General features: G+C 74.4%; 12 protein-coding genes and 1 pseudogene. 11 read left to right on the forward strand and 2 right to left on the reverse strand.

What is annotated here, in order from left to right:
- The 11 genes from ABZ794_RS32760 to ABZ794_RS32810 are packed head-to-tail and all read left to right on the forward strand — an operon-like array spanning window position 1 to window position 10,393.
- Window positions 1-483 carry a phage tail protein gene (locus ABZ794_RS32760; RefSeq protein ID WP_030327509.1) on the forward strand — a complete coding sequence of 161 codons (483 nt, stop codon included), beginning with the start codon at window positions 1-3 and terminating at the stop codon, window positions 481-483.
- On the forward strand, window positions 458-1,792 hold the full coding sequence (locus ABZ794_RS32765; protein WP_357519279.1) for a hypothetical protein: 1,335 nt from the start codon (window positions 458-460) through the stop codon (window positions 1,790-1,792). The genes ABZ794_RS32760 and ABZ794_RS32765 overlap by 26 nt, the downstream gene beginning before the upstream one ends.
- The gene (locus ABZ794_RS32770; RefSeq protein WP_357519281.1) at window positions 1,792-2,673 is read left to right on the forward strand and encodes a hypothetical protein; all 882 of its coding nucleotides are present in this window, start codon (window positions 1,792-1,794) and stop codon (window positions 2,671-2,673) included. The genes ABZ794_RS32765 and ABZ794_RS32770 overlap by 1 nt, the downstream gene beginning before the upstream one ends.
- Window positions 2,670-4,262 carry a contractile injection system protein, VgrG/Pvc8 family gene (locus tag ABZ794_RS32775; RefSeq protein ID WP_357519283.1) on the forward strand — a complete coding sequence of 531 codons (1,593 nt, stop codon included), beginning with the start codon at window positions 2,670-2,672 and terminating at the stop codon, window positions 4,260-4,262. Before ABZ794_RS32770 ends, ABZ794_RS32775 begins: the two co-directional genes overlap by 4 nt.
- The gene (locus tag ABZ794_RS32780) at window positions 4,262-4,600 is read left to right on the forward strand and encodes a hypothetical protein (RefSeq protein ID WP_210787161.1); all 339 of its coding nucleotides are present in this window, start codon (window positions 4,262-4,264) and stop codon (window positions 4,598-4,600) included. The genes ABZ794_RS32775 and ABZ794_RS32780 overlap by 1 nt, the downstream gene beginning before the upstream one ends.
- Window positions 4,597-5,031 (forward strand): GPW/gp25 family protein, encoded by a 435-nt coding sequence (locus tag ABZ794_RS32785; RefSeq protein ID WP_030489705.1) that lies wholly within the window; start codon window positions 4,597-4,599, stop codon window positions 5,029-5,031. The genes ABZ794_RS32780 and ABZ794_RS32785 overlap by 4 nt, the downstream gene beginning before the upstream one ends.
- Window positions 5,028-7,700 (forward strand): putative baseplate assembly protein, encoded by a 2,673-nt coding sequence (locus ABZ794_RS32790; protein ID WP_357519285.1) that lies wholly within the window; start codon window positions 5,028-5,030, stop codon window positions 7,698-7,700. Before ABZ794_RS32785 ends, ABZ794_RS32790 begins: the two co-directional genes overlap by 4 nt.
- Window positions 7,681-8,196: a phage tail protein gene (locus tag ABZ794_RS32795; RefSeq protein WP_210787165.1), complete on the forward strand. Its 516-nt coding sequence runs from the start codon at window positions 7,681-7,683 to the stop codon at window positions 8,194-8,196. Before ABZ794_RS32790 ends, ABZ794_RS32795 begins: the two co-directional genes overlap by 20 nt.
- On the forward strand, window positions 8,193-9,122 hold the full coding sequence (locus ABZ794_RS32800; RefSeq protein WP_357519288.1) for a hypothetical protein: 930 nt from the start codon (window positions 8,193-8,195) through the stop codon (window positions 9,120-9,122). Before ABZ794_RS32795 ends, ABZ794_RS32800 begins: the two co-directional genes overlap by 4 nt.
- Window positions 9,119-9,580, forward strand: a complete 462-nt coding sequence (locus tag ABZ794_RS32805; protein WP_210787174.1) for a hypothetical protein — start codon at window positions 9,119-9,121, stop codon at window positions 9,578-9,580. The genes ABZ794_RS32800 and ABZ794_RS32805 overlap by 4 nt, the downstream gene beginning before the upstream one ends.
- Window positions 9,581-9,610: 30 nt before the next feature.
- The gene (locus ABZ794_RS32810) at window positions 9,611-10,393 is read left to right on the forward strand and encodes a hypothetical protein (RefSeq protein ID WP_210787181.1); all 783 of its coding nucleotides are present in this window, start codon (window positions 9,611-9,613) and stop codon (window positions 10,391-10,393) included.
- Between the two features lie 51 nt (window positions 10,394-10,444).
- Here ABZ794_RS32810 and ABZ794_RS32815 read toward each other — a convergent pair whose 3' ends face one another.
- Together ABZ794_RS32815 and ABZ794_RS32820 are read right to left on the reverse strand one after the other, a co-directional pair.
- Window positions 10,445-11,305, reverse strand: coding sequence for a PmoA family protein (locus ABZ794_RS32815; protein WP_357519290.1), 861 nt, complete (start codon window positions 11,303-11,305; stop codon window positions 10,445-10,447).
- Window positions 11,302-11,657 (reverse strand): annotated as a pseudogene (locus ABZ794_RS32820) (hypothetical protein); the annotation flags it as partial. The pseudogene ABZ794_RS32820 and the gene ABZ794_RS32815, both read right to left, overlap by 4 nt.

An 11,657-nucleotide genomic window follows, 5' to 3' on the forward strand; every position in this document is an offset into this window, starting at 1 on the left:
ATGCCCACCACCGCCACCCCGCAACCCGGGGCCCCGGTCGACCCGTACCGGGCGTACAACTTCCGACTGCTCATCAACGGCGTCACCAACGGCCACTTCACCGAGATGACCGGGTTGGAGGTGAACATCCCCGGGCAGCCGTACCGGGAGCACGGCCTGGGCCGGATGCGGATGGTGCCCGGTCAGGCCGAGTACGAGCCGGTGACCCTGCACTTCGGCCTCACCGCCTCCCGCGAGCTGTGGGACTGGGTGAACGCCACCGCCCAGGGCACCCTCAACCGGCGCAACGTCTCAGTGGTGCTGCTCGACTCGGTCGGGACGGCCGAGGTGCTGCGCTGGAACCTGATCGACGCCTGGCCGACCCGGTGGCGCGGGGCACACCTCAACACCCTCAGCCACGAGATCGCCATCGCCTCGCTGACCCTGCGCTACGAGGGCCTGGAGCTGGAGACCGGCGGTGCCACCGCGCCGACGCCCGCGTAGCTGGCTGGCCGGCCGGCTGCGCTCGGCGGCCGGGGCGGTGCAGCGCCTCGCCGGACGGGTCGAGCCCGCCGGCCACCTGCCGCCGCCGCAGACGCCCGTGGTGGCCGCACGCCGTTTCGGGGAGCCTCCGCGGCACTGGGTGGACCTGGTCGCCGCCCACGCGCCCGGTCTGCTGCACGACCTGGACCTCGACCCGTCCCCGGCCGGCACCACCGACGCCAGGGTCCGGGACGGCGGGCAGGACGAATCGACCGGTCTGGTCGACGCCGACGGCGCGGGCCCGGTCGCGAACGCCAGGTCCGACGGGTCCGGCAGGCTCGGCGGCCAGGCCGACGTGGGCGGTCCCGGTGCGAGCGGCGACAAGCGACCGACCAGGTTGCGCGCCGAGCGCCGAACCGGCAGGTCGGGCCGCCCGTCGCGAGCCGGGGACAGGCCCGACGGTACGGGGACCGGTGCTGCCCACCTATCCGCCGACCTGACGCCTTCGTCCAGCTCGGACCTGACAACCCCGCCGGCCGGCTCCACCTGGCCGGACGGTCCGACCCCGCCGGCCGGTTCGAAGTGGCCGGCGGAACCGACCGCGGCGGCGCCTCCGGTGCGGCGGTCGGGCCGGGTCGACACCACAGCCCTCGACACCGCGGCCCTCGATACCACGACCCCCGACACCGCGGCCCTCGACGCGAGCGGGCTGCCCCGGGCGGATGGACCCCGACAGCCGGTCCCCTCCATGGTCTTCGGTCCGCACAGTTCGCCGAGCGGCCGCCCGCACCGGGCGGAGGCCGAAGCCACCCGAACCACCGCCGGCCGACTCCCGGCTGGTCGCGACGGGTTCCGGGGCGACTCGGACGGTCAGCCCTCGCCCAGGGAGGACCAGAGCGGACACCCGCGTGGTGGTGCACCGAGCGCGGCCCGGACGTCGCGAGTGGACGCGGTGGCCGCGCACCGCCTTCTGAACGGGCCGAACCGGGGCGGGACCGACGCATCCCGGACCGGCTACCCGGCGACGAGCGCCGGGAACCCGGCGGCCTCCACGCGCGGCGACCTGGATCGCCTCGCTGACGGTGGGCCCTGGCTGGCCCTGCCCGGCGAACCGGCACCACCCGGGCCACCGGCCGCGCTACGCGACACCGGCGTGGGATCGGCCGGCGGCGGACGAGCGACAGGGGTCGACGGGCCGCCCGGCGCGGTGACGCGGAGTGTCGACCCGTGGCCGGCGCTGCCCGACGACACCACGCTGTGGTCGGTCGCCGGCACGGCGGTGGACACCGCCCAGCTGACCCGGCTGGACCGGGAACAGGCGGGTGACTGATGGAACGCGTCGCCTTCCTCATCGACTCCTCCGGTGAACGGGTGGACTGCCTGCTCAACCCGGAGACAGTGCAGGTGACCCGGCTCGCCGGCGTACGCCAACGGGGTGCCGGCGGCGGGCAGCTCACCGGGGCCGGTCTGGCCGACGACCCGCTGGTCTTCACCGGCGGTGGCCGCACCGAGCTGGTGCTGGACCTGCTCTTCGACGTCGACTTCGTGGAGGCGCAACTGCGTCCGGCCGACGTCCGGGTGCTCACCCGTCCGCTCTGGATGTTGGCGGAGAACTCCACGGCCGAGCATGGTTGGCTGCGACCGCCGTTGGTCCGGTTGGTCTGGGGCAAGACCTGGAACGTGCCCGGCGTGATCATCGCGGTGGCGGAACGGTTCGACGCGTTCACCGGCACCGGGTCGCCGCGCCGGTCCTGGCTGCGGCTGAAGCTGGTCCGCGCCGCCGAGACGGCCGATCAGGCCGAGGCCGGCTTCGCCGAGGAGTTGGCCGCCGCGAGCACCCCGACCGCCGCGCCGGGCAGCGCGGTGATCGCCGCCGGTGACGGCGCTGCCGAGCCGGGTCGCTCCGGTGTGCGTTTCGACCTGCTGGCCAACGACGCACTGGGCTCGCCGCTGCGCTGGCGGCTGCTGGCCGAACACAACCGGATCACCGATCCCCTCGCCGTGCCGGCCGGCACCACCCTCGCCGTCCCACCACCCGGCGCGCCGAGCGGTGGACCGGCTGTGGGTGCGGTGACCGGCGCCGCGCGGGCGCTGGCCGGCGCGGCGGGTGCCGGCGCGGCGTTCGTCGGGGCCTCGATCGCCACCGCGCCCGCCGCCTGGAGCCCGTCGGGCCCCACGGCCACCAGCACCAACCCCGGGGGTACGCCATGACCAGCGTCGCGCCCCGGGCGCTGATCGTCCTGCTGGACGGCACCGAGCTGGTCGGCGCGGCCCGTCAGCGGGTCCGCTCACTGCGGGTGGCGGCCCGGCTCGACCAGCCCACCCAGGCCGAACTGGTGCTCGCCACCACCGCCGGGACCGGCGCGTTCGACCCGGCGGTACGCCCCGGCACGACGCTCGACGTACGGCTCGCCGACCATGCGGACGCCCTGTTCACCGGTGAGGTCACCTGCGTGGAGGTGGAGTACGCCGCCGACGGGGCGGCGGTGCTGCGGCTGCGGGCGTACGACCCGCTGCACCGGCTGCGCAAGCGGCAGGGGTTGCGGGTCTTCACCTCGATCACCGCCGTCGAGCTGGCCCGGGAGCTGTGCGGCGCGGTGGGGCTGGCGGTGACCGCCGAGGTCGACGGTCCTCGGTTGGAGCGGCTGCTCCAGCACCGGCACAGCGATCTGGAGCTGCTGCGCGAGGTGACCGGCCGGGCCGGGCTGCACCTGGCCGCCGACGGTGACGGCGTCCGGCTGGTCACTCTCGCCGGCTACGGGGAGCCGGTCGCGTTGACGCTCGGCGCGGGGGTGCACACGCTTCGACTGTCCACGAACACCGATCAGGCCAGCGGTGCCAGTGCGGCACTGGGCTGGCACCCGCAGCGGGCCGAGGTGATCAGCCAGCAGGTCGACGAGGCGCGCTGCGGTCGACCAGCCGACGACCGCCCGGACCCGACTGATGTGGGTGCCGGCGGCGTTCGCACCGCCGTGGACCAGCCCGGCCGCAGCGACGACGAGTTGGCGGCGCTGGCCCAGGCCCGCCTGGACACCCGGGCTGCGGCGCTGGCCACGGCCGAGGGGGTGGCCGAGGGCGATCCGGCGCTACGGCCGGGCCGCCGCGTCGACCTGGGCGGGGTGCCCGACCCGGTCGCCGGGACGTACGTGCTGACCGAGGTGGTGCACACAGTTGACGGCAACGGGCACCTGACCCGTTTCTCCACGGTGCCGCCGGCCACCCCGCCGACCCCGACCGGCGCGGCGGTGGTCACCCTCGGCAGCGTCACCGACGTCGCCGACCCGGACGGGCTGGGCCGGATCCGGTTGACCCTGCCGGCGTACGGGGACCTGGACGCCGGCTGGCTCGCCGTGCTCTGCCCCGGCGCCGGGCCGGGCAAGGGTCTGGTGGCACTGCCCGATCCCGGTGACACAGTGCTGGTGGTGCTGCCCGGCGGCGAGCCGGCCTCCGGCATCGTGCTCGGTTCGCTGTTCGGCGCCGTCGAGCCGTACGACGCGGGCATCGACGACGGAAAGGCCCGCCGCTGGACGATGCGCACCGCCGGCGGGCAGTCGATCGTCGTCGACGACGTGCGGCGCAGCCTGCGGCTGGGCACCCAGGGCGGCAGCTCCCTGGAGCTGACCCCCGACCTGGCCACCCTGCACGCGGCGTCCGACCTGGTGATCTCCGCGCCCGGCCGGGCCATTGTGGTGCGCGCCCGCACCGTGGACTTCCTGCACGCCGACTCGACCGAGGACCCGACCACCGCGGCGGAGCAGGCCCGTTCGCTCGCCCGCGCCCACCACCAAGGAGGCGGCTGATGCGCTGGATCCACAGTGACTCCGTGATCACCTGCGATCACGACGGCCGGGTCGAGAACCGACCCTCGCGGCAGTGGGTGACCGTCACCGGCGTGCCCGTGCTCGTCGACGACGACCCGGAGGGACGCACAATCATCGCCTGCCCGAACTACGGCCCGACCATCAAGCCGTGCACGACGACGCTGACCGTCCGGGTCGGCTACAGCGACTGGGTCCGCGTCGACGGGCACCGGGTGGTGCTGTCGCACCTGGAGGGGTTCACCAACGGCACACCGCCGGGGCTGGTCAAGCACACGGTTCGCGACCCCCGCCAGCAGTTCCTGGGGGCGGACCGATGAGGGCCTTCCGCTTCGTCGGCGCCGGCTTCGACGCCGGCCGCACCGGCGGGTTGGCGCTCACCGCGGCCGGCGGCCTGGCGATGACCGAGGGCGACGAGAGCGTACGGCAGGCGCTGTTCCTGCTCCTGTCGACCACGCCGGGCGAACGGCTGATGCGACCCGGGTACGGCTCCCGGCTGCACCGGTTGGTGTTCGCGCCCAACGACGACACCACTGCCGGTCTGGCCATCCACTACGTCCGGCAGGCCATCGCCCGGTGGGAGCCCCGGGTCGAGGTGATCGACGTGGACGCCGGGCCGGACCCGGACGACGCGTGGCGGTTGGTGATCCGGTTGGACTACCGGGTGCGGGCCAGCCTGACCCCCGGGCAGCTGGTCTTCTCCGTGGACCTGCTCCCGGTCGACGAGCCCGCCCAGGGAGGAGCGTCATGACGCTGCCCGTGCCGCACCTCGACGATCGCGGCTTCCTCGATCTGGTCACCGAGGCCCGGGAACGGATCCGGCAGTCCTGCCCGGCGTGGACCGACCTGTCGGCGCACGACCCCGGCATGGCGTTGGTGGAGACGTTCGCGCACCTCACCGAGGTGATGATCTACCGGTTGAACCAGTTGCCGGAGAAGGCGTACGTCTCGTTTCTGAACCTGCTCGGGGTCACCCGGCACGCGCCGACAGCGGCCTGGGCGGACGTCCGGTTCACCCGTACCGGCACCGACCGCGGTGCGGTCCGGATCCCGGCCGGGCTGCGGGTCGCCGCGGCCCGGGGCGCGGATCCCCGGCCGGTCGTGTTCGTCACCACCGAGCCGACGCTGCTGCCGGCCGACGAGCCGTCGGTGACGGTCCGGATGCACCACTGCGAACCGGTCGAGGCGGAGTTGCTCGGCGTGGGCACCGGCCAGCCCGGGCAGGTGCTGCGCGCGGCACGCGCGCCGCTGACGCACACCGCCGAGGCGCTGGACCTGCTGCTCGGGGTGGAGGTGCCGGCCGGCACTGTCGAGCTGGGCGCGGCGGCCCGCGAGCACGACGGTCGCACCTTCGAGATCTGGCAGCCGGTGGACAGCTTCGCCGGGCTCGGTCCGCAGGCCAAGGCGTACCTGGTCGACCGCTGCTCCGGCACCGTCATCTTCGCCCCGGCCCTCGACCTGCGACCCCCCGCCGGGGCGACCCCGCACGGCGAGGTCACCGCCGACGCGGTCGCACCGGCGAGCGCCGTAGCGCCGGTGACCGTCGCGGCGGTGCCGCCGGCCGGACGGCAGATCCGGCTCTGGTACCGCGCCGGTGGCGGGCCCACCGGCAACGTGGCGGCGGGCACGCTGACCAGCCTGCGTGACCCACTGCCCGGAGTACGTGTGGACAACCCCGCCCCGGCGGCCGGCGGCCGGGAGATGGAGGCGCTGGAGGCGGTGCTGCTGCGCGGCCCGTACGAGTTCTTCGCCCAGCAACGGGCGGTCACCGCCCGCGACTTCGAGGTTCTCGCGACCAGCTCCGGTGCGGTGGCGCGGGCGCGGGCGTTCACCCGCGCGGCGGTGTACAGCTTCGCCCGGCCGGGCGAGGTCGAGGTGGTGCTGGTGCCGTACGTGCCGGAGGCGGCCCGACCGGGCGGTCGGCTGCCGGTGGCGGTGCTGCGCGAGCACGAGGTGCCCGAGGCACGGCACCGGGTCGAGGCGGACCTGGAGGAACGCCGGATGGTCGGCATCCGCTCCCGGGCCACCTGGGCGCGGTTCAAGGCGGTGTCCGTCCGGGCTCGGGTGGTGGTCCGCCGCGAGGAGGACGTGGACGCGGTCCGTCGCCGCATCCACGACCGGCTGCACCAGACGTTGAGTCCGCTGCCCACCGCGCTCAACCCGACCGGCTGGCCGTTCGGCGAACCGCTGCGGGCATCCAACGTGTACCGGCTGCTGGAGCACGCCGAGCCGGGGGTGCGCTACGTCGAGTCGGTGCGGTTCGTGGTCGACGAGGCCCCCGACGCCGGCGTCCGCGCCCTCGCCGTGGACCAGTACCAGCCGCGCACCTGGTACGCCGGGCGCGGCCCGGTGCTGTTCCGTTCCAGCAACGGCGGCGCGGGTTGGGAACCGGCCGGTCGCTTCGACGACGAGACGGTGCTGCGGGTGGCGCCCGCGCCCGCGCCGGTACGGCCGGGCATCGTCGCGCGTCCCGGCTCGGTGGCCGTGGTGACGCTGCGCGCCTCGGGCGGCTCCCGGGTGCACCTGAGCACCGACCTCGGCGAGACGTGGTCGCTGCTCACCGACCTGGACTCGCGGATCTCCGACCTGGCCTGGCTGGACCGCGACGGCGCGGGCGCGCTGCTGGCGGCCACCGACACCGGCCTGTACGAGGTGTCGCTGCTGCCCGGGGCGGTGCCGTTGCAGATCCTGGTCGACCCGTCCGACGCCGACCGGGGCTTCTACGCGGTCCGCACGTTCGTCTCCGAGCGGGGCGCGCCGGGGGTGGCGGTGGCCGCGCAGGCCAGCTTCGGGGTGTACCTGTCGACCAGCGGCGGCCGACCCGGCAGCTTCAGCCACGTCGGTCTGGCCAACGTGGACAACCGGGTCCTCGCCGTGCAGTACGACGGCCCGGCCACCCTGCTGTGGAGCGGCGCGGGCGAGCCGGATCCGAAGAAGCCCGGCCAGGGCTGTCATCGCACCCGGCTGTTCGAGTCCGACGTGAAGTGGCAGTCGATGCAGGCCGGGTGGAGCGGCGGCACCTGCCGGGACCTCGCGTTCGCCGGCCAGCAGGCGGTGGCGGCCACGCAGAGCGGCGGGGTGCTGCGGCTGGACACCCTGGCCGCCCAACCGCAGTGGCAGGCGGTGTCGGTCAACTGCGGGTTGCCGTTGCGGGACCGGACCCGGTTCGTGCCGGTCGACGCCATCGCGGTGAGCGGCCCGACGGCCGGGGCCGCTGCGCCCGGCGGCACCGGCGCGGCGGAGCGGTTGATCCTGGCCAGCGGCGAACGAGGCGTGCACCGCAGCGCCGACGCCGTCACCTGGACACCCAGTGCCAACCAGGCCACCGCCGACGTGGTGACCGTCCCCGATACCTGGCTGCTCTGCTCCGGCGAGCACGACATCGAGGTGGTGCGCCAGGATGCGACGCTCGGCGATTGAACGGCTGCTGCCCGCCGCCTATCAGCGGGCCTGCGTGCCGGGCAGCGTGCTCTGGGCGCTGCTGGACGTGATGGAGGGGCTGCACGCCCCGGACGAGGCGATCCTCGCCGAGGTGGACGCGCTGTTCGACCCGTACCGGGCGCCGGACGGGCTGGTAGTGCGGTTGACCCGCTGGGTGGCGATGGACCACGTGGTGGTCTCGTCCCGGCCGGACACCCCGCTGCCGCTGCCGGTGGGTCGGCTGCGCGACCTGGTGGCCAACGCCGCCCTGCTGGCCCGCTGGCGCGGCACCCCGTACGGGATGCGCAGAGCCCTGGAGCTGGCCACCGGGATGTCGGGCTTCGCCATCGACGAGCCCGCCGAGCGGGCCTTCCACGTCGTGGTGCGGGTGCCGGTCGCCGCCGCCGGGCAGCTCGCCGTGATCACCCGCATCGTCGAGGCGGAGAAACCCGCATCGGCCACTGTCGAGATCGTCCTGGAAGAGGAGTCGTCATGACCACCGAGTGGGCGGTCGTCGCCGCCGCCGAGCAGTTCACAGTCGACCCGCGCAACAGCGGCGAGCTGACCTTCACCGTCTCCAACCCGGGCAACGCGCCGGACACTGTGGTGTTCGACGTGGCACCCGGTGACGGCTCCCAGCGGGCCTGGTTCACCGTCGCCGAACCCCAACGGGTGGTACCCGGGCAGGGCTCGGTGTCGTTCCTGGTCAAGCTCGCCGTGCCGGCCGGCACCCCGCCCCGGCGCTACGACATGACCGGGTTCGCGTACTCGGCGAACACCGCGCCGGAGGAGAGTTCCCGCTCCAGCGGCCGGGTCACCTACGAGGTGCGGGCGGTCGCGCCGCCACGGCGTACCCCGTGGTTGTGGATCGCCGCCGCGGCGGCGTTGGTGCTGGTGGTGGTCGCGGTGGGGGTGGTGTTGCTGACGCGCGACGGTGAGCCGGCCCCCGGCGAGCCGCGGGTGGTCGCCGTCGAGGCGGAGAGCCTGGTGCCGGGCGCGGTGGTGGAGTCCCCGGCGAAGAACGGGGCGAAGGTGGAGGCGCAACCCAACTGCTGCGGGGTGACCTGGTCCGGCGACAAGCAGTTGTTCTTCCAGGGGCTGGCCATCGGCGACAAGGTCACCGTGACGGTGCAGATCCCGGCCGACGGCACCTGGCGTTTCGCCGCGGTACGCACCACCTCCCTCGACTACGCCAACACCGTCTTCGCCATTGACGGCAACCAGGTGGGCGGCACGTTCCTCGGCTTCACGCCGACGGTGCGCAAGACGGAGTTCCTGGACGTCGGCACGGTGCGGCTCGCCAAGGGCCCCCACCAGGTCACGCTGCTGGTGGTCGGCAAGACGCAGGGCACGAACCGCTACTTCGCGGGCGTCGACGAGATCCGGTTCACCGAGATCGTGGCGCAGGCCGTGCCGCGATGAGTGGCCGGCAGAAGGCGCTGCTGGGGCTGTTCGCCGTCCTGCTGGTGGCGCTGTTCGTGGTCGCGGTCAGCACGGGCCGCGACGAGCCGGGTGATCCGGAGGCCCGGCACGGGTTGGTTGACCGGTTGGGCGCGCTGGGCGGCGAGCGTTCCGCTGTGGATCCGGCGACGGTCAGCGCCGACTGCGCCGACGAGACGGGCCGGCTGGCGTTCTCCGGCAGCTGCGTGGTGCGGGTCGCGGACCCGGGTGGGCTGCGCACCCTGGTGTTGCGCAGCGCGGCACGGTTCACTGTCGTCGCCCCGGCGCCCGGCGACGCCGACCTCACCATCCGCGACGAGGTCGAGCCGGCGGCGGACGGCACCGGCGCGGTGGCGAAGATCGCCGTCGACCAGGCCACCGAGGTGGGTCTGGTCTGCCCCGGCCTGGGCGGTTGCACTGTCGTCGTGGCCACGTCCTGAATCGACCTGGACCGAGTGGAGGGTGCCGCCGTGGGTGACCTGCGCAAGCCGTTCCTGCTGATGGCGATGCTCGCCATCGTCCTGGCGATCGGGGTGGAGCTCGGCGCCGGGCTGCTGCTCGGCGGCGCCGACGCCGGTGCGGCCCTCGCCGACAGCGCCGGCGGGCTGGACGTGGAGATCGACGACGTGTCCGGGGTCAGCGAACCGTCCGGCCGGGGCACCGGCTACCTGGCGCTGATCGACGCGGTGGCGGTCTGGAGCACCGGGCTGTTCTGCCTGGGCCTGCTGCTGCCCGAGCGCGTCCAGGGTCGGGTGCAGGGCGTCGCCAGCCTGATCTTCTCGATCATTCTCATCATCGTCGGGCTGGTCGCGCTGGTCGTCGCGTTCGTGGAGCTGTCCATCATGGTGTCGCTGTTCCTGGCCGTCCCGTTCGGCACCCTGGCGTACCTGGCGCTGTGGGGGTTCTTCCCGGTCGGCGAGGCGGCGGTGCTGCTCGGGCTGGTGCTGCTGCTCAAGCTGGTGTGGGCCGGGATGCTGGTGCTGGCCCAGCCGCGCTTCCTGCAGAACAAGGGCCTCGTCCTGCTGATCCTCACCACCCTGCTGTGCACTGTCGTGCTGGAGTTCCTGCACAACCTGGTGCCGGTGATCCTGGTCAGCATCGTCGACGACGTGGCGGCGCTGGTCTTCGCGATCATCGCGATCATCTGGGGGCTGGTGCTGCTGATCGGCTCCATCCCGGCGATCGTCAAAGCCGTCCGAGTAACCGCCGCCCTACCAACCCGCGCCCCCACCACCCGCCCCTCGCCCCGTTGATCATGAAGTTGTTGCCGTGACACGCCGGGCGGAGTGGCAACAACTTCATGGTCAACCTGAGTGGGTTGGGGCCACCGTCGCGACCAGGGCCGCCACCGCGTCCCGGTCGAGGGTCCCGTCGGCCACCCACACCTGGTACCGGCCGTGCCGGCTCCCACCGGCCGGCACCACCGCCGGGCGGTCGAACGCGAACGCCACACAGACCCCCGGATACATCCCGGTCCGCACGAACCACCGGTCGTCGCGGCCGAGGCCCGCGAAGACCAGTGTGTACGCCCCGCCGCCCGACCCGGCGCCGGTCAGCGCGAGCCACGGCGCCGCACTGCCGTTGACCGTCTCCTCCCCGGCCGCGTCGGCGGTGAACACCGCCGGTTCGCCGTCGGCGACGGCCCGCCAGAAGAACCCGCCGTAGCCGGCCCCGCCCGGGCGGCCGTTGGTGGCCGGGCTGCCCAGCCGGATCTCCCGGTCGTCCGGGGCGACGAGAACGGACTCCAGGTCGAGTCGCCAGGCGTCCGGCGCGACCACCGACGCGGCGAGCCACCTCCGCTCGGTCAGCAGGACCCCGCCGGCCCGGTCGCGCCACTGGAGGTCGTGCGCGTACCGGCCCGCGGACCGTTCGACCTCGCCGGTGTGCGTGATGACGCCGTGGTCGTCGCGCCAGGTGTAGCCGACGTCGCGGACGTAGGTGCGCCCGCCCCAGAGGTTGCTGCCGTCGACGTCCTGCACAGCGAGGGACGCGCCGAGGTGCCACACGTGGTCGGCGGGGAGCGCGTCGGTGACCACCGTTCCGCCGAGCGTGCGTACCGGGTGCAGGTACGGTCGGGGCCCGTGCCGCGCGTCCAGCGCCGGGTCGAGCACGTACTCGGCCACCTCCGTGGCCCCGGCCGTCAGCCGCACCGGCTTCCCGCTCACGGCAGCTCCCGACGTCCGGCGACGGCGACCGAGACCGGTCGGCGGGCGTGGGAGTCGGCTGGTCTCTCCCGGCCGCCGACGACGGCGACCGGGACCGGCCGGCGGACGGTGACGGCGTGCAGGGCGGCCACCGTGTAGCCGGCGAGGATCGGCACCGCGACCGGGGTGACCAGGACGGTGAGCAGCCCGGCCAGCGCGACGACCCCGGTGAGCGCCGCCCAGCGGGTGGGCGCGTCGAGGCAGGCGCGGGCGGCGGAGCGGGCCGAGGCCCGCCACCGCCCGCCCCCGTTGCCGCCCACCTCGACGACGACCAGCCCGGCGTACCCGGCCAGGCCGGCAGCGATCAGCGCCG

Origin of the sequence: Micromonospora sp. NPDC047187, assembly GCF_040643355.1 — a bacterium.
GTDB classification, from domain to species: Bacteria; Actinomycetota; Actinomycetes; order Mycobacteriales; family Micromonosporaceae; genus Micromonospora; species Micromonospora salmantinae.

What these genes read in the sequence shown, in the direction of transcription:
- ABZ794_RS32760 (WP_030327509.1), top strand. Translation starts at nt 1, where the DNA reads ATGCCCACCACCGCCACCCCGCAACCCGGGGCCCCGGTCGACCCGTAC.
- ABZ794_RS32770 (WP_357519281.1), top strand. Translation starts at nt 1,792, where the DNA reads ATGGAACGCGTCGCCTTCCTCATCGACTCCTCCGGTGAACGGGTGGAC.
- ABZ794_RS32775 (WP_357519283.1), top strand. Translation starts at nt 2,670, where the DNA reads ATGACCAGCGTCGCGCCCCGGGCGCTGATCGTCCTGCTGGACGGCACC.
- ABZ794_RS32780 (WP_210787161.1), top strand. Translation starts at nt 4,262, where the DNA reads ATGCGCTGGATCCACAGTGACTCCGTGATCACCTGCGATCACGACGGC.
- ABZ794_RS32785 (WP_030489705.1), top strand. Translation starts at nt 4,597, where the DNA reads ATGAGGGCCTTCCGCTTCGTCGGCGCCGGCTTCGACGCCGGCCGCACC.
- ABZ794_RS32790 (WP_357519285.1), top strand. Translation starts at nt 5,028, where the DNA reads ATGACGCTGCCCGTGCCGCACCTCGACGATCGCGGCTTCCTCGATCTG.
- ABZ794_RS32795 (WP_210787165.1), top strand. Translation starts at nt 7,681, where the DNA reads ATGCGACGCTCGGCGATTGAACGGCTGCTGCCCGCCGCCTATCAGCGG.
- ABZ794_RS32800 (WP_357519288.1), top strand. Translation starts at nt 8,193, where the DNA reads ATGACCACCGAGTGGGCGGTCGTCGCCGCCGCCGAGCAGTTCACAGTC.
- ABZ794_RS32805 (WP_210787174.1), top strand. Translation starts at nt 9,119, where the DNA reads ATGAGTGGCCGGCAGAAGGCGCTGCTGGGGCTGTTCGCCGTCCTGCTG.